The organism is Oscillibacter valericigenes, assembly GCF_021531915.1.
Classification (GTDB): domain Bacteria; phylum Bacillota; class Clostridia; order Oscillospirales; family Oscillospiraceae; genus Oscillibacter; species Oscillibacter valericigenes_A.
Genome location: NZ_JAFBIV010000013.1, coordinates 1 through 24556, shown reverse-complemented (window position 1 = coordinate 24556; position 24556 = coordinate 1). Strand labels below are relative to the sequence as shown.

Genomic DNA, 24556 nt, shown 5'->3' with positions numbered 1-24556 from the left:
CTTTTAGTGGTACGCCCGACTGGATTCGAACCAGCGGCCTTCAGAGTCGGAGTCTGACGCGCTATCCAACTGCGCCACGGGCGCGTATCAAAACGGTATGAAGTTGTGAGGAAGTTCTATTTTTCAAAAGAGTGGTCAAATAGTAGTCAACGGCGAAGGAAATTTTCCTCTGCATTGGCTGGAAGCCACTGATTGCAAGGGGTTGCGCCGGTTCGCTGCGGATAGGACCTGAAACGTCGGAGTCTGACGCGCTATCCAACTGCGCCACGGGCGCATACACAAATCACTTATGCGTGCTAGGGTAGTATACCAAAGTTTCGGCTGGGTGTAAAGCTTTTTTTGCAAAAAAAATCATCGAAAAGATTGTTAAAAAAATTGACAAGTTAATCGGTTTGCGTTAAACTAAGTGTGAATGATATAACAATATAAGATGTAGGAGTGAGTGCTTTGAAGAAAGAGAATATTTCGGATGCTGTGATTCGCCGTCTGCCTCGTTATTACCGGCAGCTCACAGACCTGTGCAACCGCGGTGTTGTGCGGATCTCCTCCCATTCTCTGGGCCAGGAAATGAATATCACTGCTTCTCAGATTCGTCAGGATTTCAGCTGCTTCGGCGAGTTCGGACAGCAGGGATACGGCTATAACGTGGAAGAACTGCGGACAGAAATCGGCCATATTCTGGGTGTGGACAATAACCATCACCTTATCATGATCGGCGTTGGCAACCTGGGCCGTGCACTGCTGCACAATTTCCCGTTTTCCGACACCGGCTTTACGGTGGACGGCGCTTTCGACGTGTCTCCCGCCATCATCGGCTCCACGGTGAACGGTGTTCCTGTGTACTCCATGGAGGAGCTGGATGCCTATATCCGGGATCACAATGTGGACGTGGTGGTCATGACCGTGCCCCAGTCTGTGGCACAGGACATGGCGGACCACCTGATTGCTCTGGGTGTCCACGGCTTCTGGAACTTTACCAACATTGAGCTGTCCAGCACCAACCCTAACGTGAAGTTTGAGAATATTCACTTCGCGGACAGCCTGCTGACTCTCAGCTACCGCATTGCCAACCGCTGACGCCGCCCCGGCTCTGCCGCCGGGCTGACGAAAGGATACTTACCCTTTATGATGAAAAAACTTGCGCTTTTACTGTCCGCCTGCCTGCTGCTGGCGGCAGTCGCCTATGCCGCCGGCGGGGAGGACTCCCTGATCTCCCTGTCCTATCTGACAGGGACTTTCTGGGGGAATATGGAGGACCGGGTGGATCAGAAGCTGGACCAGTCGGACGAGGCCATCCTGGAACAGGCTGCCGGTGGAGAACTGAACCTGAGCAGTGCCGCTGTCTGGCAGGAGACCCGCCTGAAGCGAGGAGACCTGCTGACAGGCTCCACGGGGACCAATGTGCTGCTGCTGGCCGGCAGCGGCCGGGTCACATACGGATCCGGCGCTGTGGTGGACGTCACCACGGGAACCCAGATTCCCAGTGGAACAGCGCTGGCTACAAACCACCGCTACATGGTGGCGGAGGACACTTCAGCCGCCTTTGAGGTAACTTCCCGGACCGCCGTGCTGGACTATCAGGGCGGATACAGCTTCGCCTATTCCGATGAGGTGGACTATAACGCCATGGCTGCTGCGCTGAAATCTCTGAACCTTTTCCGGGGCAGCTTCACCGGCTATGGTCAGGGGTTTGACCTGGAACTGGTGCCCACCCGCCTGCAGGCGCTGATCATGTTTATCCGGGTGCTGGGTGAGGAAGAACAGGCTCTGGCCTGGACCGGAACTACCCATTTTACCGATATCTCCAGGGGCTCCGATGCGGAGAAGTACGTGGGTTATGCCTATGAGAAGGGGTATACCAACGGATACAGCGCCACCCAGTTCAAGCCGGGCAATCCGGTGAACGCCGGGCAGTACACGGAATTTGTGCTGCGGGCACTGGGATACAGCTCCGCGGCCAACACAGACCTGTCGGATACGATGGAACGGGCGGAGGTTGCCGGCCTGCTGACTGCCGGAGAGACGGCCCGCCTGCGGACGGAGAAGTTCCTGCGTGCGGATCTGGTGTATATCTCCTATTATGCCCTGTATGCCCGACTGCCGGACAGCCGGGATACCCTGGCAGACGCGCTGATGGACAAGGGCGTGTTCCAGCTGAGAGACTGGCAGAACGCGGAGAAACTGGTGACCAGCGGCCGCCTTTGAGTTTCACGGAACATAGCAGGCAGGATCGCATATGATGGGATGAGACCGCTTCGGTGGTCAACACTTCATAGGAGGTCCCTGTATGTGCAATAACGGTTTTGGCGGCGGCAACTGCTGCTGGATCATCATCCTGCTCATCATCATCTGGTGCTGCTGCGGCAACGGCAGCTGGGGCGGCAATGGCTGCGGCTGCAACAACAATAACTGCTGCTGATCAATGTCAATGAGAGAACCACCCCGGGTCTTCGGACCCGGGGTGGTTTCGGTATGTCCCTGATTTGACGGGAGGCTTTGTTTACTTCAAATACGTTTCAATATCAAACGCCTGCAGTTTCGTGTCACCTTTCAAATACAGCGGATGATGGGGCTGGCCGGATTTCAGCAGGGGACCGGCGGTGTACCACCGGGCGCCCGCGGCCTGACCGTCGGCTGCAAAGTCCCGCATGCAGTCCATCAGGTAGTCCCGCTTCAGGATGATGTTGCCCCAGGCGGCCCACACCGCCGGGTGCTCCGACAGGGACAGGAGATAGCGGAAGGCTTTGCGATTCTCCGTATGGAGGGCCGGATTGAGAGATGGCTCCATGTCGTCCGGCCGGGTAGCTCGCTGGGCGTAGACATTGAACATCAGAAAGCTGTCATACCCGTTGGCCAGGGCAATACGCTGGGCGGACTGCAGGGTGGGATCAAGAGCATCCGGCGCCGCGGTGGAGGGGTTGATGCCCACGCAGATCAGGGGCTTTTTCCCCCGGGTGCCCAGGATGTAACGGTATTCGGAGTAAGTGTTGGGGACATACAGCCACCGGCTGACATCGTAGTCCGGAGAGGGCCGGAGCGCGGCCTCCAGCGCCGGTTCGAACAGCTCCAGTGTCAGGGTATCGGTGGTCCCCTGCGGGATATGGGGCATGGCGCACCTCCTGTTTCGACATTTCTTTCAGCATAGCACACCGACGGAAAAAAGGCAACCGGGGCTGTTAATGGGACAGGAACTGTGGTATCATGTCAAAAGGAAAACGAAAAGGAGAACGCCTATGCTGACGATCTTGATGGGCCGGGCCAAAACGGGAAAATCGGATACGGTGCTGCGCCGCATCGCGGAGCTGGGAGATACCGGAAAACAGATTTTGCTGGTACCAGAGCATGCCTCCCACCAGGCGGAGATCGACCTGTGCCGCGCCTGCGGAGATACCGCCAGCCGTCACGCCGAGGTGCTCAGCTTCCGGCGGCTCAGCGACCGGGTGCTGACCATCACCGGCGGCCTTGCCCAGGTATCTCTGGATGCCGGTGGCAAGCTACTCCTGCTGCAAAAGGCTCTGGGGACTGTGGCCCCGGTCATGAAGGTGTACCGGCGGCCTTCCCAGAAATCCACCTTTCTGCAAAAGCTGCTGGACCTGTTCGATGAGCTGCGGAGCTATGATGTGTCCCCGGAGCGGCTCTGCGCCCAGGCCGGAGAGACCACCGGAGCCACCGGTGACAAGCTCCATGACCTGAGTTTGCTGTACGCCGAGTACGAGCGCCTGCTGGCTGCAAAGGGCCTGGCCCCCGGAGGCCGTATGGAGCAGCTGTGTGACAGCCTGGAAGAGTCCCGGTATGTGGCGGGAAAGGATCTTTTCCTGGATGGCTTCACCTATTTCAATGCCCTGGAATACCGGTCTATTGAGATCATGCTCCGGGAGGCCAGGTCGGTGACGGTGGTCCTGTTGGGAGAGCCGGACAGCGGGGAAGAGGTGTTTCAGGCGTCCCTCAAGACCTGCGGCAGGCTGACGGAACTGGCCCGACGGGCAGGCTGCCCTGCGGTGACGGAGGTGCAGAAGCCCGGGGACTGTGTCACACCTCTGGACCATGTGGAGCGGTATTTTTTCGGAGAGAATGTGCCCTTTCCGGAGGAGCAGGACGCTGTCCGGGTCCGGGAGGCGGACACAGTCTTTTCCGAGGTGGAACAAACTGCCGCCGATATCCGGCGGCTGGTGGCGTCCGGGACCTGCCGGTTCCGGGATATCACGGTGGCGGCCCGGAATATGGGAGACTACGCGGAGACCATCGAGACGGTTTTTGCCCGGTATGAGGTGCCGGTCTACCTGAGCCGCCGCAGCGATGTGCTGGAAAAACCGGTGCTGAGCCTGCTGGCCGGTGCGCTGATGGCCGTGGAGAACGGCTATGAGTACGACGATATGTTCCGCTGGCTGAAAACGGGCCTGACGGGTCTTACCGCCGACGAGTGCGATCGCCTGGAAAACTATGTGCTGAAGTGGGAGATTCACGGACAGATGTGGGTCCGGGACACGGACTGGGCGGAGAATCCAGATGGTTACGGCGTTCCCTGGAACGAGGAGCGGCAGGCCCAATTGGATCAAGTGAATGCGATCCGGCGGAAGGTGCAGGGTCCCCTGTCCCGTCTGGCGGAGGGCTTGAGGGGCGATGGGACCGTATTGGAAAAAACCAGTGCGCTGTACGGCTTCATGGAGGAACTGGGGCTGCAGGCAGCCTTGGAGGCGCAGATGCAGGTCCAGGCCGTAGCCGGACGGCTCCAGGAGGCCGAGGAGACGGCCCAGCTGTGGGAGATCCTCTGCGGCGTGCTGGACCAGATGGTGGAGATCCTGGGGGAGGAGCCCATGAAGCTGGATGCATATACCCGGCTGTTCTGCCAGGTGCTCACCCAGTATAGCGTGGGCACGGTGCCGGTCTCTCTGGATCAGGTGACGGCCCATGAGATCACCCGGAATGACCGGCATACTACCAAGTACCTGTTCCTGCTGGGAGCCAACGACCACGTTCTGCCGGACCCCGGCCAGGGGGGCGGCATCCTCAACGAGGATGACCGGGAGGAACTGGCCCAGCACGGCATCGAGCTGGCGCCCACTGGCATGGAGCGCATGGGCATGGAGCTGCAGAATCTCTATGCTGCCCTGGCGCAGCCCAGATCAGGGCTGGTGGTCAGCTATCCTGTGACCGATGTCTCCGGAGCGGAGCTGCGGCCCGCCTTTGTGGTGGGGCGATTGCTGACCCTGTTTCCGGGTTTGAAAGTTGAAAAAGAAAGCATTGACAAGGAATATCGCTTAACAGCAGTAAGCCCAGCTTTGGAGGCTGCGGGACAGCTTCCGAATGGGAAACTCTGGACATTCTTGGAGGAGCAGCCCGGCTGTGCACCCAGACTGCGGGCCATGGAGCGGGCTGCGGACCTGAAGCGAGGACGGCTCTCCCGGGGAGCGGTGCGGGCCTTGTACGGTGACCGGATCTCCATGTCCGCCTCCCGGCTGGAGCGGCTGCGGTCCTGTCACTTCGCCTACTTCATGGAGTACGGTCTGAAGGCAAAGCCCCGGACACCAGCGGCCTTCGACGCACCCCAGATCGGCACATTCCTCCATTATCTGCTGGAAAACGTCACCCGGGATGTGCTGGCAAAGGGGGGCTTTGCGGCGGTGGAGGAGGAAGAACTGCATGCACTGGTGCGGTTTTATATCGACCGCTATGCGGAGCAGGAACTCCATAATTTCCAGGGCCGGAACGCCCGGTTCCGGTATCTCTTTGAGCGTCTGCGGAACACCGCCTACGCGGTGATGGACCAGGTGGCGGAGGAACTGCGCCACTCGGATTTCATCCCTCTGGAATTCGAGCTGTCCTTTGGCGACCACGGGACCCTCCCGGCGGTGGTAATCTCCGAACCGGACGCCGAGCTGCGCATCGGCGGCAAGGTGGACCGGGTGGACGGCTGGGTGAAGGACGACAAGCTGTACCTGCGGGTGGTGGACTACAAGTCCGGAAAGAAAGCCTTTGACCTCTCCGCCGTGAAAATGGGTCTGGACATCCAGATGCTGCTGTACCTCTTTACCCTGCAGAAAGAGGGCAAGGCCCACTTCGGGCACGAAATTGAGCCTGCGGGTGTGTTGTATCTGCCTGCCCGGGACGAAATTTTGAGCATGGAGCGGAACATCCCGGCGGAAAAGCTGGAGAGCGAACGGCAGAAGCAGCTGCGGCGGTCCGGACTGCTGCTGGCGGAGCCGGAGGTGCTGCGAGCCATGGAGCACGACTCTCTGACAGAGCCACACTACCTGCCTCTGCGGGTGAGCCGGGACGGTAGCCTCTCCGGCAGCATTGCCTCGGCGGCGCAGCTGGGGAAGCTGGGACGGTATGTGGAAAAGCTGCTGCACCAGATCGCGGAGGAGGTGCGGCATGGCAACATCGACGCGGACCCCTGCTGCCACAGCGAGGACGACAGCTTCTGCCAGTACTGCGACTGGGCGGACGCCTGCCATTTCCAGGACGGCAGGGACGGAGATCATCTCCATTACATTCTGCCGGTGAAGGCGGAGGAGTTCTGGACATCGTTGGAAGAGACGGAAGGAGGGGAGACCTGACATGGCAACATTGAAGCTGACGCCGCAGCAGCAGGCTGTGGTGGAGAACCGGGGCGGCAGCCTGCTGGTCTCCGCTGCCGCCGGCTCCGGCAAGACGAAGGTCCTGGTGGACCGGCTGTTCCGCTACGTCACCAACGAGCGGTGTAATATCGACGATTTCCTCATTATTACTTACACCAAGGCCGCGGCGGCAGAGCTGCGCAGCAAGATCGCCTCGGAGCTCAGCAAGCGGTTGGCGGAGGACCCCGGCGACCAACGGCTGAAGCGGCAGCTGCTGCGGGTCTATCAGGCGGACATCAAGACGGTGGACGCCTTCTGCACGGCCCTGCTGCGGGAGAACACCCATCTGCTGCCCCTGGAATCGGACCGCCACGCTCTGACGCCGGATTTCCGGGTGCTGGACGAGAACGACGCCCAACTGGTGCGCCGCCGGGTGCTGCAGCGGACTCTGGAGCGGTTTTATGACGAGCTGACCCCGGACCGGGCGCTGCTGGCGGACACTCTGGGCGCCGGCCGGGATGACCGGGCTTTGGAGGACCTGGTGCTGGAGCTTCACGAAAAGCTCCAGAGCCACGCCTACCCGGAGCGGTGGCTGGCAGAGAGTCGGGAAGACTGGCTGCATATGGGTGGGAGCTTTGACGAGACGCCTTATGCCCGGGAATTGCTGGCCTCTGTGCAGCGGAAGGCTGTCCACTGGGCAGGTCTGCTGCGGCAGGGCGCCCTGCGGACAGAGGGCGACGACGGCCTTTCCGCCGGGTATGGGGAAAAGTTTTTGGTGGCCGCCTTTGGCCTGGATGCTCTGGCAGCGGCAGACGGATGGGAATCTGCCCGGCAGGCTCTGGCGGCTGTCACTTTCCCCCGCCTGAGCACGCCAAAGGGGCGGAAAGAGGACCCGGCGGTGGTGGCCCTGAAGCAGCTTTGGGACGGCTGCAAGGCGGACCTGAAAAAGCTGGAGAGCCTGCTGGCGGTCAGCGGGGAAGAGGCCATGGAGGACCTACAAGCCGTGGCCCCCGCTATGGCGGCGCTGCTGGAGCTGACGGGGGACTTCACTGAGAGCTACCGAGCGGAGAAGCTGCGGATGAACGCGGCGGATTTCTCGGACCAGGAGCATCTGGCCCTGCGACTGCTGGTGTGGGAGGACGGCGCGCCCACAGAGCTGGGCCACCAGGTGGCTGCCCGGTATCAGGAGATTTTGGTGGACGAGTATCAGGACACCAACGAGGTCCAGAATGCCATTTTCCGGGCGGTGTCCCGGGATGGGAACAACCTCTTTACCGTAGGCGACGTGAAGCAGAGCATCTACCGCTTCCGCTTGGCGGACCCCACGATTTTCCTGGGAAAATACAACTGCTTCAAGCCCTATCAGGAGGCGGCGGAGGGAGAGGAACGAAAAATTCTCCTGTCCCGGAACTTCCGGTCCAGAAAAGAGATTCTGGACGCCGCCAACTTTATCTTTGAGAACATCCTCTCCGTGGAGATGGGGGAGATGGTCTACGGGGACGACGAGGCCCTGCACTTCGGCGCGGAGTATTACCCGGAGCGCCATGACTGCGACACGGAGTTCCATCTGATCGCCGCGCAGCAGAAGTCGGCGGAGAATGACCATCCCGTCAGGAAGCTGACGGCGGAGGCCCGGTTCGTGGCGAAGCGCATCCGCCGGCTGCTGGATGAAAAATACCCCGTCACGGACCCGGATGGGTTCCTGCGGCCCTGCCGGCCGGAGGATATCGTGATTTTAATGCGGTCCCCCGGCAGCCGTACCGCCGCCTTTGCGGAGGCCCTGGCGGAGCGGAACATCCCCTGCTCCTTTGAGGAGAGCGGCGATTTCTTCCACACCATGGAAATTTCCGTGATGGTATCCTTCCTGGAGATTATCGACAACCCCCATCAGGATGTGCCGCTGATCTCCGTCCTCCGGTCGCCGGTGTTCGGCTTCAGCCCGGACCGGCTGGCGGAGATCCGGGGCAAGACTCCTGGCGGCGACTTCTGTGACGCCGTGGCGGCGGACGGCGGGGCGGACTGCGCCGCCTTTCTGGAGACCCTGGACCGCCTGCGGCTGGCCGCCCGGGAGATGAGCGTCCACAGCCTGATCTGGAACATTTACAACGAACTGAACCTGCTGGGTATCTTCGGCGCCATGGATCACGGCCTGGAGCGAAAAGAGAACCTGATTGCCCTGAGCCGCCATGCAGAGAAGTTCGAGAGCGGCGGCTACAAGGGGCTCTTCGCCTTTGTGACCCATCTGCGGCGGCTGTTGGAGACGGACCAGGCTCCCGTGACCAAGTCCGCCTCTTCTTCCGGCGGTGTCCGGCTCATGAGTATCCACAAGTCCAAAGGCCTGGAATTCCCCATCGTCATCCTGGCGGACCTGGATCACGCCTTTTCCCGTCAGGATTTCGACACGGCGGTGCTGGTCCATCCTGAGATGGGCCTGGGGCCCCGGCGGGTGGATTTGAAGCGGAAGATCAAATATCCAACCCTGGCCCGGCTTGCCATGGAGGAAAAGCTGCGGCGGGAGAACCTCTCCGAGGAGCAGCGCATCCTGTACGTGGCCATGACCCGGCCAAAAGAGAAGCTGATCCTGGTGGATTCCATGTATCACGCCCCCGGCAGGCTCCAGAAGCTGGCTGCCGTGGCATCCTGCCCGGTGCTGCCGGAGACGGTAGCTGCCGGCAAATGCTTTGGAGACTGGTTGCTGCTGCCCCTGCTGTGCCGCCCGGAGGCCGCGTCTCTGCGAGCATATGCGGAAGCGGAGGTAGATACCCTGTATACCGGAGATACCAGTCCCTGGCAAGTGTTTATCCATGATAGTGAGGAATTCCGCCAGCGGCCCTGGCGGACGGCAGACGGCGCGGAGGAAACGGCGGAGGAACCACCCTTTGACCCGGCGCTGCTGAGGTTCACCTATCCCTATGAGGCGGAGATCACCGTGCCTGCCAAGGTCACGGCCACCCAGCTGAAGGGCCGTGTCCTGGATGAGCAGATCGCGGAGAACGCGGCCCGGCCCACCCGCCTGCGCCCCCTGACCCAGCCCCGCTTCCGGCAGGCGGACCGGGGGCTGACCCCGGCGGAACGAGGAACTGCCACCCATCTGGCGCTGCAATACCTGGAGCTTTCAGACCAGGACGTGGAGGGACAGCTGGCGCGACTGCAGGAGGCCCGCAAGTTGACGCCGGAGCAGGCGGCGGCTGTGGATGTCATAGCGGTGAAACAGTTCCTGGCGTCCCCACTGGCGGAGGAGATCCGAAAGGCGAAGAAGGTGGAGCGGGAATTTCCCTTCACGCTGCTGATCGGTGCGGAGGAACTGACCGGCCGGACCGGCGCGGGGGACCAGATTTTGCTGCAGGGCGTGGTGGACTGCTTCTTTGAGACAGAAGCGGGTCTCACCGTGGTGGACTTCAAGACCGACCGCGTGCGGAGCAGGGAGGAACTGGCCCGGCGGGCGCAGCACTACCGGACTCAGTTGGAGACCTACAGCCGGGCTCTGGAGCGGGTAATGGAAAAGCCGGTGACCCGGAGCGTACTGTATTTTCTGCATGTTGGTGAGACCGTGGAGCTGTGAGCCCTATATCTTGCGAAGAAAAAGCGGCTTTTTCAAAAAAACAACAAAAAACTTTCAGAAAAAGGCTTGCTTTTCAGATTTCGGTGTGCTAAACTAATTATCGCCTTTGCGGAGGTGAAAGCTTCTGCGGGGTAGTCTGGAAGAGAAAGAGGTGAACGAGAGCAATGAAGGAAGGAATCCATCCCAATTATCAGCAGACTACTATTACTTGCGCCTGCGGTAATGTGATTGAGACAGGTTCTACCAAGAGTGATATCAAGGTGGAAGTCTGCTCTAAGTGTCACCCCTTCTTCACTGGTAAGCAGAAGCTGGTGGATACCGGCGGACGCGTGGCCAAGTTCAACAAGAAGTTCGGTCTGGACAAGTAATCACGCTCAAGAAAGGGTCTGTCGTACTGACGGACCCTTTTTTTCTTTGCTTTCTTTACTTTTTCCTCTTCGGCGCATATACTGAACACAGAATGTGAAAGGAGCGATGCGCCATGAACCTGCATCCTGTTGACTTTAAGACCCTGACTCCTGAGATCTTTCAGGTATTCGGCACACAGAACGCCCTGCTGACTGCTGGGGACCGGACGGACTGTAATACCATGACCATCGGCTGGTGCCAGTTGGGCCGGCTGTGGAGCATTCCGGTGTGCACCGTTTATGTGCGGCCTGAGCGCTATACCTATCAATTTATGGAATCCCAAGATTATTTCACGGTATCCGTGCTGCCCCTGAGCCACAAGCAGACCACCATGCAGATCTGCGGCACGAAAAGCGGGCGGGACATCGACAAAGTGAAGGAATGCGGCCTGACGCTGCGCTACGGCGCCGGTGACGCCCCATTCTTCGATGAGGCGGAATGGGTGCTGGTCTGCAAAAAAATCTTTGTACAGGATATGGACCCCACTTGCGTGCTGGATCAGGAGACTATTTTGTCCCACTACGGCAAGAAGGGCGGCTGGCATCGCATCTACACCGGAAAAGTTGTGGAGGCCTATACCAAATAAGGAGAACCAATCATTTTATGCGGGAAACGGAAGAGATTCGTGACAAAGTGGTACTGGTGGGCCTGAACTCCCCGGTACTGAAACAGACGGAAAATGCGGACGAGGACACCATGGAGGAACTGTCGGCTCTGGTGGAGACTGCCGGCGGTCTGACTGTGGGCAGTATTCTGCAGAACCGAGCTACCCCGGACCCCCGTTGTTTCATCGGTGAGGGCAAGGTGCTGGAGGTGCAGGAGTTCTGCCAGAACAACGGCGCCACCATGGTCATCTTCGACAATGACCTGTCACCCTCCCAGCAGCGGATGCTGACGGATATGCTGGGGGTTCAGGTACTGGACCGCTGCGGTTTGATTCTGGATATCTTTGCCCAGCGGGCCAAGACAAAGGAAGGCCGGCTCCAGGTGGAGCTGGCCCAGTATAAATATCTGCTGCCCCGTTTGACGGGTATGTGGACCCACCTGGAGCGCCAGGGCGGCAGCGGGCAGGGGGCTATCGGCTCCAAGGGCCCCGGTGAGACTCAGCTGGAGACGGACCGCCGTCTGATCCATAAGAAGATCGACAAGCTGCGCTCCGACCTGGAGGACGTGCGCCGGGTGCGAAGCACCCAGCGCCAGCAGCGCCGAAAGAATGAGATCCCTGTAGTGGCCATTGTGGGCTATACCAACGCGGGCAAATCCACCCTCTTGAATCAGCTGACCGGGGCGGGCATCCCTGCCAATAATCGACTGTTCGACACCCTGGATACCACCAGCCGTCTGCTGACCGTCAGCGATACCTTGGACGTGGTGATCTCTGATACTGTTGGATTTATCCGCAAGCTGCCCCACCAGCTGGTGGAGGCCTTCAAGGCTACCCTAGAGGAGCTGGAATATGCGGACCTGCTGCTGCATGTAGTGGATGTGTCCAACCCTGAGTGGCAGACCCAGGCCCAGGTGGTGGAGAACCTGATTCTGGAGCTGGGAGCAGGAGAGTTGCCCCGTATCGACGTGTTCAACAAAGCGGACTGCCTCCCGGCGGGGGAGATCCTTCCCCACGGCCAGGATATCTGCCTGATCTCCGCCCGGACCGGCGAGGGCATCCCTCAGCTGCTGGAGATGATCGATAAGCGACTGGACAAGGGCACCCGCCGGGTGACGCTGCACCTGCCCTATGACAAGGGTGGCCTGCTGGATATGCTGTACCGGGAGGCCAAGGTGGAGAGCGTGGAGTACAGTGAGACCATCGACGTGACCGCCGTCTGCGGGCCCAAGACCCTGGGGCAGGTTGTACCGTTCATGGAAGAATGAACAGTGATTGAGATCGTGTTGGAAACCTCCGTGCTCCGCCCTTTTCAGAACGGGACATGGAGGAATACGGCCTCTGCTATCAGTTTTCCAGAAGGAAGTTTGTGCAGTTGATGGGAGAGACCCGGCAGAGCTATTATTATGTACTGACGGAGGAGATGTGGCGTGAGCGAATATCTGGTGCCCTTTGAGGACGCAGAGAGCGAATTTACCGAAAAGCGGTCCCGGTTCATCAGCCATCTCTGGCGGGTAGAGACCGAGGCTGAGGCCCGGGCCCGCATCGAGGAGATGAAAAAGAAATATTACGACGCCCGCCACAACTGCTGGTGCTATCTGCTGAAGGAGGGCGGCGTGGTCCGGTACTCCGACGACGGAGAACCCCAGGGAACTGCGGGGCAGCCCATGCTGAATGTGTTCCAGCGGGAGAGTGTGGTGAATGTCTGCTGCGTGGTGACCCGGTACTTCGGTGGTGTTCTGCTGGGAGCGGGCGGCCTGACCCGGGCTTATACCAAGGGAGCCAAGGACGCTCTGGATGCGGCAGGCATTGCCCGCATGAGTCTGTGGACGCTGTGGGATGTACCCTGTACATACCCTTTGTTTGAGCGGATGAAGCTGGAGATCGTTGCCTGCGGCGGCGTGGTGCGGGACGCGGAGTATGGGGTGGATATTATCCTGCGGGCAGCTTTTCCGGCGGGTGGCGCGGAGCAGTTTGCTCCCCGGCTGACGGAACTGTCTGCCGGCGGACTGGAAATGGTCCCGGCGGGGGAGGAGTTTCTGCCCGGCCCCAGAGAAGAAGCAAAGTAAAAAGGACGCGCCGGAACGGCGCGTCCTTTCAGCTTGTCGAAAAAGTCTTTTCGACAAGCTGCTGCAAGTTTTTCGAACTCTAAAAGTTCGAAAAACTTATGATCGAAAACGAAAGACACCCCTCCTGGGTTTCTTTCGTAACTATCTTCCTTCCCGTCGCGCAAGATTTTCGGGTTTATCGACAGTCTGAAAGGACGCGCCGAAACGGCGCGTCCTTTCCTATATCATATAGATGTTACTGCTGGGATTCCTTGCTGCGTTCCAGACGGGCGGCCAGCTCATTCAGCTCCGTGCCGGCCTGATCCATGGCCCTGGGCAGCTGGGTGAGATTGACCTCCACCTTCCGCAGCTCGCCGTTGACATGGCTGGCAGTGGATTCAAAGGTACTCATGAGGGTCTGATACTGCTCCCGGAACAGATCGACGGTCTTCTGGAGCTGGCTTACTGTGGCCTGCTCCAAGTCGGCAGCCCGCTTGCGGGCCTCACATTCGATGGCGCCGATGCGCTCCCGGAACTGGGCGTAAGCCTCTGCGTCGGGCCGCAGACGGGCCACTTCGTCCTCCAGAGGCTTCAGAGTCTCCAATTGCTGGCGGGAAGCGGATTCCTGACTGAGAGTCTCCTGCAGCTGATCCCGCTCGGCAGACAGGGAGGAGATCTGTGCCCTCAAAGCGGAAAGCTCCGCCGAGAGATCGGCCACCTGGTTTCTCAGATGCTCATTTTCAGTCTGGAGCGTCTGCTGCGCGGCGGCAGTCTGCTCAATATATCGGATGACGTCCTGTTTGTCAAAGCCGCCAAAGGTTACGCTTTTAATGGGATAGTTCTCCATAAACCCACCGCTTTCTTCTCTTTTATCATGCAATACTTTACCATAGGCTGAACTTGTTTACAAGGGCCAGAAAAAAATTGAAGTTTTTTTGAAAAAACACTTGCATTTTGAAAAACCACGTGCTATTATAACTAAGCTGTCTGTGAGACATGCGCCCTTAGCTCAGCTGGATAGAGCGTCTGGCTACGGACCAGAAGGCCGGGGGTTCGAATCCCTCAGGGCGTACCACACCGGAGCAAAGCTTGCTTTGCTCCGGTGTTCTTTTATGTTTTGAGGCAGGAAATGTGATCTGCAAGGGAGCAAAGTTGTTTTGCTCCCTTTTTTAGTTTCTGAACGGCAATGTGAATTGTTTTGACATTTCTAATTATTTCCGGCAAATTTTCATTTTTTTTCGAAAATCAATTCCGAAAATTATCACATTTTCTCGGATAAAAATTGAAAATCCGTTAAAAATAAAACAAAAAAGTGAATTTTTTAACGCAAATTATGCAAAATTTTCGAAAAATATCGAAAGACTTATTGCTGAAACGTAGAAAAAAGAGATGGATGATTGTGCAAAAGGAAGAAAGCGCTTCCGTAGTATGAAGATTTCCTTGCATTACCAGAATTGGACGCCTATACTGTTCTAAAATACCAAGGCGAAAATGGAGAATTTTCTTTTGACGCGGAGGTAGAACTGGATCAAATAACAGGGTCAATAGGGAAAGAGGTGAACAGATATGTCCCTGGAAGCAATTGAGAAGGTCACGGCATTGGAGTCGCAGATGCGGGAGCGGAAAGCTGCCGCGGAGGCGGAAGCCCGCCAGATAGCCGCTGACGCCGAGCGTGAGGGTATCGCACTGCTTGAAAAAACACGCGCGGATGCAGTGGAGCGTGGCCGGAAGTTGCTGAAACAGGCCGAAGAGCGGGCCGCCAGGCAGGCGGATGAGATCCGGAGCACGGCGGAAGCGGAAAGCACCGCCCTGCGGGAAGCGGCCGGCAGGAACCTGGAGGAAGCTGCGGAGTTTATTGTCGGAAGGGTTGTGAAACACTGAAATGGCCATTGTAAAAATGAAGAAACTCCGCGTGATTGCCATGGCCGACCATCGGGAAGAACTGCTGAAGGGCCTCCTGAAGCTGGGATGTGTGGAGATCAGCGAGCCGGATGACAAGCTGGCCGACCCGGCCTGGGCCGCGCTGCTGAAGTGCGGAACCTCTGCCTTGGCGGAGACCAGGACCGAGCTGGCTGATGTCAATACAGCCCTGGCCGCCATCAAGCGATACGGGCAGGTCAAGGACGGCCTGTTCATCCAGCGGAAGGCGGTCTCGGAGCAGGAGTTCCTCGGTTCCGAAAGTGCGGAAAGAGCCAAGGCGGCCAGCCAGAGAGTCGGCGGTCAGCTGCAGGAGCTTTCCAGACTGCAGGCCGAGGAGACGCGGCTGCTGTCCAGACAGGCGGCACTGCGGCCCTGGGTCCCCATGGACCTGCCGCTGGAGCAGGAGGGCACCGCCCACACGGTGTTCCGCATGGGTGTTTGCCCTGGAACCACGGACACCGGCGCCATTCGGACGGAACTGGCGGCGGCAGATGCGGCGGCGGAACTCTATGAGATCAACGCGGACAAACAACAGAAGTACTATTTGCTGATCCTTCACCGCGAAGAGGAGGAGAAGGTGCAGGAGATCCTGCGGCCCTTCAACTTCAGTGCCACGGCATTCCAGAACGTAACCGGAACCGCGGCGGAGAATGTGGAACAGCTGGACAAGCTGTTGGCGGAGAACCGCCGCCGGCAGGAGGAGGCCACCGCCGCCATCGTGCAGAGCGCGGAGGACCGGGATGCCCTGCGGATGTATGTGGACCGTCTGAATTCCGAGGCCTCCAAGGAGACCGGTGCTGAGCGGATGCTGACGGACGGGACCATCGTCTTTTTCGAGGGCTGGGTCCCGGCCGAAAAGCTCCGGCAGACGGAGACTCTGCTGGAAAAGCTGGGCTGTGCATGGGATGCCGCAGACCCCACGGAGGACGAGATCCCCGATGTGCCGGTACAGCTGAAGAACAACTGGCTGACTAAGCCGTTGAACATGGTGACGGAGATGTACTCTCTGCCTGCCTATGACAATGTGGACCCCAACCCCCTGATGGCGCCGTTCTTCATCCTGTTTTACGGCATCATGATGGCGGATATGGGCTACGGCCTGCTGATGATTCTGGCGGGTCTGATCGTGGGAAAGAAGTACCGGCCCAAGGGGACCATGGGGCATATGTTTGGCCTGATGACCCTGTGCGGCATCAGCACCTTTATCATGGGTGCCATCACCGGCGGCTTCTTCGGAGACTTCCTGACCCAGGTGGTAAAGCTGACCACCGGCGGCGATTTTGCTCTGCCGTCGCTGTTCACACCGCTGAACGACACGCTGATGATCCTGGTGGGCGCCATGGCCCTGGGCGTGGTGCAGATCGTCACCGGCATGGCCATCAGCTTCGTCCGAAAGATCAAGCGGGGCCAGTACCTGGATGCTCTGTTTGAGGAGGTCACCTGGTGGGTGGTCTTCGCGGGCATCGGCTGTATGGCCCTGGGCGTCACCAACCTGGTGCTGTACGCGGGCATCGTGCTGATCTTGGCTGGACCTATCATCACCGGAAAGGGCTTCGGCAAGATCATGGGCATCTTTGGTTCCCTGTACAACCACGTCACGGGCTATTTCGGCGATATTCTCTCCTATGCCCGTCTGATGGCCCTGATGCTGGCGGGCAGCGTCATTGCCCAGGTGTTCAACACCCTGGGTGCCATCCCCGGCAACATCGTCATTTTCATCATCATCTCCATGGCGGGCAACGCACTGAACTTTGCCCTGAACCTGCTGGGCTGCTACGTCCATGACCTGCGGCTTCAGTGCCTGGAGTATTTCGGCAAATTTTACGAGGACGGCGGCAAGCCCTTCCGTCCCGTGGCAATGCAGACAAAATACGTGGATATCGAATAACTTTAAGGAGGAAATTCACTATGGGATTCTTTGAAGCATTTGGCGGTTTGGCACTGGCGCTGCTGGGCGCCGGTCTGGCAGCAGTTCTCCCCGGCATCGGCTCCGCAAAGGGCACCGGCATCGCCGGTGAGGCAGGCACCGGCCTGCTGTGCCAGGACCCCAGCAAGTTTGGTAAGGTCATGATCCTGCAGGTCATCCCCGGCACCCAGGGCCTGTATGGCCTGGTGGTGTGGTTCTTCGCCATCTTCTCCATGGGCCTGCTGGGCGGCGTGCCCAACCTGTCTGTGCAGCAGGGTCTGCAGTACTTCGCGGCCTGCCTGCCTATGGCACTGGGCGGCCTGTTCTCCGCCATCGCTCAGGGCCGCGTGGCTGCCGGTTCCATCAACATTCTGGCCAAGAAGCCCGATGACTGGTCCAAGGGCATGGTGCTGTGCATCACCGTGGAGTTCTACGCCATTCTGTCTCTGCTGGCTTCCATGCTGATGATCATCAACATCGCCTGACCCCATAGAAAGGGGAGACCTGATATGAAGGGAATCGAAAAAATCACGCAGCTGATCCAGACGGAAGCACAGTCTGAGATCGACAGCGTTCTGGCCAATGCCCGCCAGGAGGCGGACACGGTCGCCAGCCGTTACCAGGTCCGGGCCGAAGCCGAGGCCGCGGAGCTGGCAGCCAAGAATGAGAAGGCTGCCGCCGAGCGGGAGGAGCGTCTGGTGAGTGCGGCCCAGATGGAGGCACGCAAGGTCCTCCTGGCCGCCAAGCAGGAAATGGTGGAAAAGGCATACATCCGGGCGCTGGAGAAGCTGTGTTCCATGCCGCAGGAGCAGTATGTGGAGGTTCTGGCGGATCTGCTGATCCGGGCTTCCTCCACCGGCACCGAAGAGGCGGTCTTTTCCCCGGAGGACCGGGACCACGCCGGCAAGGCTGCCGTGGAAAAGGCCAACAAGGCCTCCGGCAAGCAGCTGGTCCTCTCTCAGGAGACTCTGCCCATCCAGGGCGGTTTTATCCTGCGGAGCGGCAATGTGGAGGTCAACTGCACCTTTGATACCCTGGTGCGTTTGCAGAAAGCGGAGACCGCGGGAGCGGTGGCAAAGAAGCTGTTCCCGGAGGCATGACTGAAGGAGGAAGTGTCTTGGCGAAAAAAATCAAAGACACCGATTACCTGGCCATCTCCGCCCGCATCCGGGCCATGGAGACCGGGCTGCTGACCCGGGAACGGATGGAGCAGGTGCTGGACGCCCGCACCGACGAGGAGGCTGTCAAGATCCTCCAGGAGTGCGGATATCCGGAGCTGGACCCCACCCGGCCGGAGGCCATGGACGCGGCCCTGTCTGCCGCCCGGGAGGCCACCCTGGCCGACTTGGCCGACAGTGCGCCGGACCCCAGGTATATCGACATTTTCAAGCTGAAATACGACTATCATAACGTGAAGGCCATCCTGAAGGCGGACGCCATGGGAACGGACCCCGGCCATATGCTGATGGATATGGGCAGGTTGGACGTCCAGACGCTGAAGGAGGCCATCCAGAGCGGTAAGATGGAGGAACTGCCCGCCTGTCTGGCTGCCGCTGCAGCGGAGGCCAAGGAGGTGCTGGATACCACCCGGGACCCCCAGCTGGCGGACATCGTGCTGGACAGCTGGTGCTACCGGGACATGGATGCGGTGGCCGAGGCTACCGGCAGCCAATTCCTCCACGGTTACGTGAAGGCCCAGATCGACGCGGCCAACCTGCGGGCGCTGGTCCGCACCATCCGGATGGGAAAGAACGCGGAGTTCCTGCGGGGCGTCCTCTTTGAGGGCGGCGACATCGACGAGGCAGCCATCCTGAAGGTCAGTGCCGACGGCGGCAGCGGCCTGATGGAGCTGTATGGACCCACCCGGTTCCAGGCGGCTGCCGAGGCCGGCAGCGAGATACTGCGGGGCGGCGCCATGACCCGGTTCGAAAAGCTCTGCGATGACGCGGTGGGAGACTACCTCTCCGGCGCCCAGGCTGTGGCCTTCGGCGAAGCGCCCCTGCTGGCCTATCTGGCAGCCCGGGAGACGGAGTACACCAACCTCCGCATCCTGCTGCTGGGCCGCGGAACGGGCCTGCCCGCCGATGTGATCCGCACCCGGCTCCGGGCCAGCTATGTGTAAGGCGGTGTAACGATGGCAACAACGTATCGGATCGCCGTGATCGGCGACTGGGAATCCGTCATGGGATTCCGTGCCCTGGGCCTGGACGCCTATCCCGTCACCTCTGTGGAGGAGGCAAAGGAGAAGGTCCGCGAGCTGGCCAAAAGCGACTGCGCGGTGATCTATCTCACCGAGACGCTGGGAAAGGATATGGAGGACGTGCTGTCCCGCTACAAGGACGAGCTGACCCCCGCCATCATCCTGATCCCCGGCCGGGAGGGCTCCCTGGGCATCGGCAAGAACAATATCCAACGGGCTATCGAACGGGCCGTTGGAGCGGATATCCTGTAAAGCTATTAAGCATTACAGATGAGACAAACAGCCTCGGAAGAGAATTTTCCAAGGAAGAAGGTATTCTGATTTGAGCGGTAAAGTTGTTAAAGTTTCCGGACCGCTGGTGGTGGCCACGGGCCTGGCGGACGCCAATATGTCCGACGTGGTCCGCGTTGGCCCCCAGCGTCTGATCGGCGAGATTCTGACCATGAAGGGCGACTCCGCCTCCATCCAGGTCTACGAGGAGACCTCCGGCCTGGGCCCCGGCGCCGTGGTGGAGACCACCGGCGCCCCCATGAGCGTGGAGCTTGGCCCCGGCATGATCGAGGGTATCTACGACGGTATCCAGCGCCCGCTGGAGAAGATCGTGGAGAAGGTTGGCACCAACATCGCCCGCGGCGTGGAAGTGCCTGCCCTGGACCACGAGAAGAAGTGGGAGTTCACCGCCACCGTCAAGGTGGGGGATAAGGTCATCGGCGGCGATATCATCGGCACCGTGCCCGAAACTCCCGTGGTGCTCCATAAGATCATGGTGCCCCCCAACATGAGCGGCACCATCACCGACATCAAGAGCGGTTCCTTCAACGTGACGGAGACCATCGCCACCCTGAAGACCGACGATGGCAGGGAAGTGCCCCTGACCATGACCCAGAAGTGGCCGGTCCGCGTGGGCCGTCCCTACAGCCACAAGTATCCCCCCAAGCGTCCCCTGTGCTCCGGCCAGCGCATCATCGACACCATGTTCCCCATCGCCAAGGGCGGTACGGCGGCCGTGCCCGGCCCCTTCGGCTCCGGCAAGACCGTGGTGCAGCACCAGCTGGCCAAGTGGTCCGACGTGGACATCGTGGTCTACATCGGCTGCGGCGAGCGCGGCAACGAGATGACCGACGTTCTGCGTGAGTTCCCCGAACTGAAGGACCCCCGTACCGGCGAGTCCCTGATGAAGCGGACCGTCCTGATCGCCAACACCTCCGATATGCCCGTGGCGGCCCGTGAGGCCTCCGTGTACACCGGCATCACCATCGCCGAGTACTTCCGTGACATGGGCTACGACGTGGCCGTTATCGCCGACTCCACCTCCCGCTGGGCAGAGGCTCTCCGTGAGATGTCCGGCCGTCTGGAGGAGATGCCCGGTGAGGAAGGCTATCCCGCCTACCTGGCATCCCGTCTGGCTCAGTTCTACGAGCGCGCCGGTTCCGTGGAGTGCATCGGCTCTGATGACCGCAAGGGCAGCCTGACCGCTGTGGGCGCCGTGTCCCCTCCGGGCGGCGACCTGTCCGAGCCCGTGTCCCAGGCCACCATGCGTATCGTCAAGGTGTTCTGGTCCCTGGACTCCTCTCTGGCCTACAAGCGTCATTTCCCGGCCATCAACTGGCTGAACTCCTATTCTCTGTATCTGGACACCCTGAAGCCCTGGTTTGATGAGAACTTCGGCGAGGGCTTCATGCAGAGCCGTGCCCAGGCCATGAGCATTCTGCAGAACGAGGCCAGCCTGAACGAGATCGTCCAGCTGGTCGGTAAGGACGCCCTGTCTCCCGGTGACCAGTTGACGCTGGAGGTTGCCCGTATGATCCGCGAGGACTTCCTGCAGCAGAATGCCTTCACCGATATCGACGGTTATTCCAGCTATGACCGGCAGGCCAAGCTGCTGACCCTGATCCTGGGCTATGAGAAGCTGTGCCGTGTTGCCATCGCTCAGGGTGCCGAGGCGGGCAAGCTGTTCACCATTCCCGCCCGTGAGCAGATCGGCCGTGCCAAGAGCGTGCCCGTGGAGGAATACGACCGGGCCTACGCCAGGATCCAGGCCGAGATGGAGCAGCAGATCGAAGCCATCGCATCTCAGGGAGGTGAGCAGTAATGATCCGAGAATACAAAACCGTAGAGGAGATTTCCGGCCCTCTGATGATGGTCCGCATGGTGGAGAACGTCACTTATGACGAGCTGGTGGAGATCGAGCTGCACGACGGCTCCATCCGCCGCGGCAAGGTGCTGGAGGTTAACGGCGACGCCGCCGTGGTCCAGCTGTTCGAATCCGCCGCCGGTATCAACCTGGCCGATGCCAAGGTCCGCTTCCTGGGCCATCCCCTGCAGCTGGGCGTGTCCGGCGACATGCTGGGCCGCGTGTTCAACGGCATGGGCCGTCCCATTGACGGCGGTCCCGAGATCCTGGCAGAGGAATACCGGGACATCAACGGCCTGCCCATGAACCCGGCAGCCCGTGACTATCCCAACGAGTTCATCCAGACCGGTGTTTCCACCATCGACGGTCTGAACACCCTGGTCCGTGGCCAGAAGCTGCCTATCTTCTCCGGCTCCGGTCTGCCTCACGCCAACCTGGCTGCCCAGATCGCCCGTCAGGCCAAGGTGCGGGGCGACGAGGCCGCCAACTTCGCCGTGGTGTTCGCCGCCATCGGCATCACCTTCGAGGAATCCGAGTTCTTCGTCAGTGAGTTCAAGCGCACCGGCGCCATCGACCGTACCGTCATGTTCTCCAACCTGGCCAACGACCCGGCTGTCGAGCGTATCAGCACGCCCCGTATGGCACTGACCGCCGCCGAGTATCTGGCCTTTGAGAAGGATATGCACGTGCTGGTCATCATGACCGATATCACTAACTACGCCGAGGCCCTCCGTGAGGTCTCCGCCGCTAAGAAAGAGGTCCCCGGTCGCCGCGGCTATCCCGGCTATCTGTACACCGACCTGGCCACTCTGTACGAGCGCGCCGGCCGGAAGCTGGGCAAGTCCGGCTCCATCACCCTGATCCCCATTCTGACCATGCCGGAGGATGACAAGACTCATCCCATTCCCGACCTGACCGGCTATATCACCGAGGGTCAGATCATTCTGAGCCGCGCCCTGTACCGCCAGGGCATCCATCCCCCCGTGGACGTGCTGCCCTCCCTGTCCCGTCTGAAGGATAAGGGTATCGGCGAGGGCAAGACCCGGGAGGACCACGCCAACACCATGAACCAGCTCTTCGCCGCCTACGCCACCGGTAAGGACAACAAGGAATTGATGTCCATTCTGGGCGAGGCCGCCTTGACCCCCACGGACCTGCTGTACGCCAAGTTCGCTGACGAATTTGAGCGCCGCTATGTGAATCAGGGCTACGAGGAGAACCGCTCCATCGAGGAGACGCTGGATCTGGGCTGGGAGCTGCTGAGCATCCTGCCCAAGAGCGAGCTGAAACGAATCAAACCCGAGTATATTGAGAAGTACTGGCCGAAGAAAGACGAGAATTGAGGAGGGGTGAGCCATGGCGAATATCACGGTGACCCCTACCCGCATGGAACTGACCCGGCTGAAGGGCAAGCTGAAGACCGCCCGCCGGGGCCACAAGCTGCTGAAAGACAAGCGCGACGGCCTGATGAAGCAGTTCCTGGAGACCGTTCGTGAGGTCCGGGCTCTCCGGGCCGAGGTGGAGGAGGAGCTGATGACAGTCCATAAGTCCTTCACCGTGGCCTCCGCCCTCATGAGCTCCGAGGCGCTGGAGCAGGCGCTGTTGTATCCCAAGCAGAGCGTGGAGCTGACCATGGGCAGCCAGAACATCATGTCCGTCAACGTGCCGGTGTACGACTTCCAGACCAAGACCAAGTCGGATTCCGACATCTATCCCTATGGCTTCGCATCCACCTCCGGTGAGCTGGACACGGCTGTGGACGCCTTGGGCCATGTGTTCCGGAAGATGCTGAAGCTGGCGGAGATCGAGAAGTCCGCCCAGCTGATGGCGGAGGAGATCGAAAAGACCCGCCGCCGCGTCAACGCTCTGGAATACGTGATGATCCCCGAGACCGAGGCCGCCATCCGCTATATCACCATGAAGCTGGATGAGAACGACCGTGCCACCACCACCCGTCTGATGAAGGTGAAAGATATGATACTTCGGCAAGCGATTGAGGAACGTAGGGTTCAGGACCAGATGCTTTGTGAGGCAAAAGCGGACTAAAACCTTATAAATCGAGTAAAAACCGTAACTTTTAAGTTAGGATTTGAACTGGGTTTATTTGGAAAAATTTAAGGAAAATCAGCGGTCTGACATAACGCTGACATAATTTCCTTAAAAAATACCATCGGACATCTGCGAAATAAGAGAGACTTAATGAGTTGTATTGATAGCTCATTAAGTCTCTCTCCGTTTTTATATACTATTTTTCTGTAGAGTGACATGGAAAAATCGGAGTATTTAGCATGGTAGTTTTCAGGTATGAGACATAAATAATTTCTTATGTAGTGCAGTGAGCAAAATCCATTTGGCAAAGAAGAAAAAGTCTTTTTAGCATCCAATTCAGAGTAGAGATACTATCGAAGATGAATGACTACTTTGACTTACTTAATGATGTTTATAGGCCGGACTGGAAGTATAAGAGAATTCAAGAGACAATGCCATACCATAACAAAGGAAAGCAGAGATCAGAGGAAAATGAGACACCATGACAATAGATAACCCCATCACAACCAACAACCCCATTTATCATGTAGGCCCTGGTTGGCATAGTCTTGTGGATGAAGGAATCCGGAGACTTGAAGCCGCAGGAGCCAAGGAAATCAGTTATAAAGAGAAGTATGGTTTACTTATGCCTGCAAGAAGTGTGAAGAAGAGACCGGAGAAGCCAATATTCTGAAGACGCCAAAGCAGCCGGTGCTTTACCCGGGCAGCTTTGCTTCCGCCGAAGCAGTGGCTCACATCATGACTCAGAAATTCGTGATGTATTCTCCACTATACCGTTTGGAGCAGGAATTTAACCGGGAGGGATTGAAACTGTCCCGGCAGACAATGGCCAACTGGATGCTGAACACCTCGGATACCTGGCTGCGTCCGATTTATGATGTACTGCACAGAAATCTTTGTAAGGAACCTGTTCTGCACGGAGATGAAACCACTCTGCAGGTATTGAAAGAGTCTGGAAAGGCAGCTGCCAGCAAGTCCTATATGTGGCTGTACCGGACCAGCGGATGTGCGGAAAGCCCTATCGTCCTGTATGAATACCAACCAAGCCGCAAGGCTGTGCATGCAGAAGAGTTCCTGAAAGGGTTCTCAGGCTGGCTTCATGCAGATGGATACCAGGGCTACCACAAACTGCCTGAAAATATCCGTGTTGTGGGTTGTTGGGCACATG

General features: G+C 59.2%; 22 protein-coding genes and 2 tRNA genes. 21 read left to right on the top strand and 3 right to left on the bottom strand.

What is annotated here, in order from left to right; genetic code table 11:
- Positions 1–7: 7 nt before the first annotated feature.
- Positions 8–84: transfer RNA gene (locus JQM66_RS09215), tRNA-Arg, on the bottom strand.
- A gap of 363 nt (positions 85–447) precedes the next feature.
- Between JQM66_RS09215 and JQM66_RS09210 the strand changes: the two genes are divergently transcribed.
- The 3 genes from JQM66_RS09210 (at position 448) to JQM66_RS12600 (ending at position 2419) form a co-directional block, all read left to right on the top strand.
- Complete coding sequence (locus tag JQM66_RS09210) at positions 448–1077, top strand: redox-sensing transcriptional repressor Rex (RefSeq protein ID WP_235229584.1); 630 nt, start codon at positions 448–450, stop codon at positions 1075–1077.
- A gap of 48 nt (positions 1078–1125) precedes the next feature.
- A complete protein-coding gene (locus tag JQM66_RS09205; protein WP_235229583.1) occupies positions 1126–2205 on the top strand; it encodes an S-layer homology domain-containing protein in 1080 nt (359 codons plus the stop codon).
- A gap of 82 nt (positions 2206–2287) precedes the next feature.
- Positions 2288–2419 carry a hypothetical protein gene (locus JQM66_RS12600; protein WP_268824382.1) on the top strand — a complete coding sequence of 44 codons (132 nt, stop codon included), beginning with the start codon at positions 2288–2290 and terminating at the stop codon, positions 2417–2419.
- 81 nt (positions 2420–2500) lie between these two features.
- Here the strand turns inward: JQM66_RS12600 and JQM66_RS09200 are convergent, their stop codons facing one another.
- On the bottom strand, positions 2501–3109 hold the full coding sequence (locus JQM66_RS09200; protein WP_235229582.1) for a DUF1643 domain-containing protein: 609 nt from the start codon (positions 3107–3109) through the stop codon (positions 2501–2503).
- 124 nt (positions 3110–3233) lie between these two features.
- Between JQM66_RS09200 and JQM66_RS09195 the strand changes: the two genes are divergently transcribed.
- The 6 genes from JQM66_RS09195 (at position 3234) to JQM66_RS09170 (ending at position 13200) form a co-directional block, all read left to right on the top strand.
- The gene (locus tag JQM66_RS09195; RefSeq protein ID WP_235229581.1) at positions 3234–6557 is read left to right on the top strand and encodes a PD-(D/E)XK nuclease family protein; all 3324 of its coding nucleotides are present in this window, start codon (positions 3234–3236) and stop codon (positions 6555–6557) included.
- Between the two features lies 1 nt (position 6558).
- Positions 6559–10119: a helicase-exonuclease AddAB subunit AddA gene (addA, locus tag JQM66_RS09190; RefSeq protein ID WP_235229580.1), complete on the top strand. Its 3561-nt coding sequence runs from the start codon at positions 6559–6561 to the stop codon at positions 10117–10119.
- 164 nt (positions 10120–10283) lie between these two features.
- Positions 10284–10487 carry a 50S ribosomal protein L31 gene (gene rpmE / locus JQM66_RS09185; protein ID WP_235229579.1) on the top strand — a complete coding sequence of 68 codons (204 nt, stop codon included), beginning with the start codon at positions 10284–10286 and terminating at the stop codon, positions 10485–10487.
- Between the two features lie 113 nt (positions 10488–10600).
- The gene (locus JQM66_RS09180; protein ID WP_235229578.1) at positions 10601–11113 is read left to right on the top strand and encodes a flavin reductase family protein; all 513 of its coding nucleotides are present in this window, start codon (positions 10601–10603) and stop codon (positions 11111–11113) included.
- 17 nt (positions 11114–11130) lie between these two features.
- Positions 11131–12399, top strand: coding sequence for a GTPase HflX (hflX, locus tag JQM66_RS09175; RefSeq protein WP_235229577.1), 1269 nt, complete (start codon positions 11131–11133; stop codon positions 12397–12399).
- Positions 12400–12561: 162 nt separating this feature from the next.
- The gene (locus tag JQM66_RS09170; RefSeq protein WP_235229576.1) at positions 12562–13200 is read left to right on the top strand and encodes a YigZ family protein; all 639 of its coding nucleotides are present in this window, start codon (positions 12562–12564) and stop codon (positions 13198–13200) included.
- A 235-nt stretch (positions 13201–13435) separates the two neighbouring features.
- On the opposite strand, the gene JQM66_RS09165 is transcribed toward JQM66_RS09170, so the two are convergent.
- Entirely contained in the window at positions 13436–14026 is a 591-nt protein-coding gene (locus JQM66_RS09165; protein WP_235229575.1) for a hypothetical protein, read from the bottom strand.
- Positions 14027–14177: 151 nt separating this feature from the next.
- Between JQM66_RS09165 and JQM66_RS09160 the strand changes: the two genes are divergently transcribed.
- The 12 genes from JQM66_RS09160 to JQM66_RS09105 form a co-directional block, all read left to right on the top strand.
- A tRNA-Arg gene (locus JQM66_RS09160) sits at positions 14178–14254 on the top strand.
- A gap of 491 nt (positions 14255–14745) precedes the next feature.
- Entirely contained in the window at positions 14746–15060 is a 315-nt protein-coding gene (locus JQM66_RS09155; RefSeq protein ID WP_235229574.1) for a hypothetical protein, read from the top strand.
- 1 nt (position 15061) lies between these two features.
- Positions 15062–16987, top strand: coding sequence for a V-type ATP synthase subunit I (locus JQM66_RS09150; protein ID WP_235229573.1), 1926 nt, complete (start codon positions 15062–15064; stop codon positions 16985–16987).
- A 20-nt stretch (positions 16988–17007) separates the two neighbouring features.
- Entirely contained in the window at positions 17008–17490 is a 483-nt protein-coding gene (locus tag JQM66_RS09145) for a V-type ATP synthase subunit K (protein WP_235229572.1), read from the top strand.
- A 24-nt stretch (positions 17491–17514) separates the two neighbouring features.
- A complete protein-coding gene (locus JQM66_RS09140) occupies positions 17515–18105 on the top strand; it encodes a V-type ATP synthase subunit E (RefSeq protein WP_235229571.1) in 591 nt (196 codons plus the stop codon).
- A gap of 17 nt (positions 18106–18122) precedes the next feature.
- The gene (locus JQM66_RS09135; protein WP_235229570.1) at positions 18123–19127 is read left to right on the top strand and encodes a V-type ATPase subunit; all 1005 of its coding nucleotides are present in this window, start codon (positions 18123–18125) and stop codon (positions 19125–19127) included.
- A gap of 12 nt (positions 19128–19139) precedes the next feature.
- Positions 19140–19457 (top strand): V-type ATP synthase subunit F, encoded by a 318-nt coding sequence (locus JQM66_RS09130; protein WP_235229569.1) that lies wholly within the window; start codon positions 19140–19142, stop codon positions 19455–19457.
- A 70-nt stretch (positions 19458–19527) separates the two neighbouring features.
- Positions 19528–21297, top strand: coding sequence for a V-type ATP synthase subunit A (locus tag JQM66_RS09125; protein ID WP_235229568.1), 1770 nt, complete (start codon positions 19528–19530; stop codon positions 21295–21297).
- On the top strand, positions 21297–22682 hold the full coding sequence (locus JQM66_RS09120; RefSeq protein ID WP_235229567.1) for a V-type ATP synthase subunit B: 1386 nt from the start codon (positions 21297–21299) through the stop codon (positions 22680–22682). Before JQM66_RS09125 ends, JQM66_RS09120 begins: the two co-directional genes overlap by 1 nt.
- Positions 22683–22695: 13 nt before the next feature.
- Entirely contained in the window at positions 22696–23385 is a 690-nt protein-coding gene (locus JQM66_RS09115) for a V-type ATP synthase subunit D (RefSeq protein ID WP_235229566.1), read from the top strand.
- A gap of 484 nt (positions 23386–23869) precedes the next feature.
- Positions 23870–24061: a hypothetical protein gene (locus JQM66_RS09110; RefSeq protein ID WP_235229565.1), complete on the top strand. Its 192-nt coding sequence runs from the start codon at positions 23870–23872 to the stop codon at positions 24059–24061.
- 65 nt (positions 24062–24126) lie between these two features.
- Positions 24127–24556 (top strand): IS66 family transposase (locus JQM66_RS09105; protein WP_328284129.1); only part of this gene is annotated, 430 nt, incomplete at its 3' end.

Excerpts from the sequence above, each read along its gene's own strand:
- JQM66_RS09205 (WP_235229583.1), top strand. The coding sequence starts at position 1,126 with ATGATGAAAAAACTTGCGCTTTTACTGTCCGCCTGCCTGCTGCTGGCG.
- JQM66_RS12600 (WP_268824382.1), top strand. The coding sequence starts at position 2,288 with ATGTGCAATAACGGTTTTGGCGGCGGCAACTGCTGCTGGATCATCATC.
- JQM66_RS09200 (WP_235229582.1), bottom strand. The coding sequence starts at position 3,109 with ATGCCCCATATCCCGCAGGGGACCACCGATACCCTGACACTGGAGCTG.
- JQM66_RS09195 (WP_235229581.1), top strand. The coding sequence starts at position 3,234 with ATGCTGACGATCTTGATGGGCCGGGCCAAAACGGGAAAATCGGATACG.
- addA (WP_235229580.1), top strand. The coding sequence starts at position 6,559 with ATGGCAACATTGAAGCTGACGCCGCAGCAGCAGGCTGTGGTGGAGAAC.
- rpmE (WP_235229579.1), top strand. The coding sequence starts at position 10,284 with ATGAAGGAAGGAATCCATCCCAATTATCAGCAGACTACTATTACTTGC.
- JQM66_RS09180 (WP_235229578.1), top strand. The coding sequence starts at position 10,601 with ATGAACCTGCATCCTGTTGACTTTAAGACCCTGACTCCTGAGATCTTT.
- hflX (WP_235229577.1), top strand. The coding sequence starts at position 11,131 with ATGCGGGAAACGGAAGAGATTCGTGACAAAGTGGTACTGGTGGGCCTG.
- JQM66_RS09165 (WP_235229575.1), bottom strand. The coding sequence starts at position 14,026 with ATGGAGAACTATCCCATTAAAAGCGTAACCTTTGGCGGCTTTGACAAA.
- JQM66_RS09155 (WP_235229574.1), top strand. The coding sequence starts at position 14,746 with ATGTCCCTGGAAGCAATTGAGAAGGTCACGGCATTGGAGTCGCAGATG.
- JQM66_RS09150 (WP_235229573.1), top strand. The coding sequence starts at position 15,062 with ATGGCCATTGTAAAAATGAAGAAACTCCGCGTGATTGCCATGGCCGAC.
- JQM66_RS09145 (WP_235229572.1), top strand. The coding sequence starts at position 17,008 with ATGGGATTCTTTGAAGCATTTGGCGGTTTGGCACTGGCGCTGCTGGGC.
- JQM66_RS09140 (WP_235229571.1), top strand. The coding sequence starts at position 17,515 with ATGAAGGGAATCGAAAAAATCACGCAGCTGATCCAGACGGAAGCACAG.
- JQM66_RS09130 (WP_235229569.1), top strand. The coding sequence starts at position 19,140 with ATGGCAACAACGTATCGGATCGCCGTGATCGGCGACTGGGAATCCGTC.
- JQM66_RS09120 (WP_235229567.1), top strand. The coding sequence starts at position 21,297 with ATGATCCGAGAATACAAAACCGTAGAGGAGATTTCCGGCCCTCTGATG.
- JQM66_RS09115 (WP_235229566.1), top strand. The coding sequence starts at position 22,696 with ATGGCGAATATCACGGTGACCCCTACCCGCATGGAACTGACCCGGCTG.
- JQM66_RS09110 (WP_235229565.1), top strand. The coding sequence starts at position 23,870 with ATGACAATAGATAACCCCATCACAACCAACAACCCCATTTATCATGTA.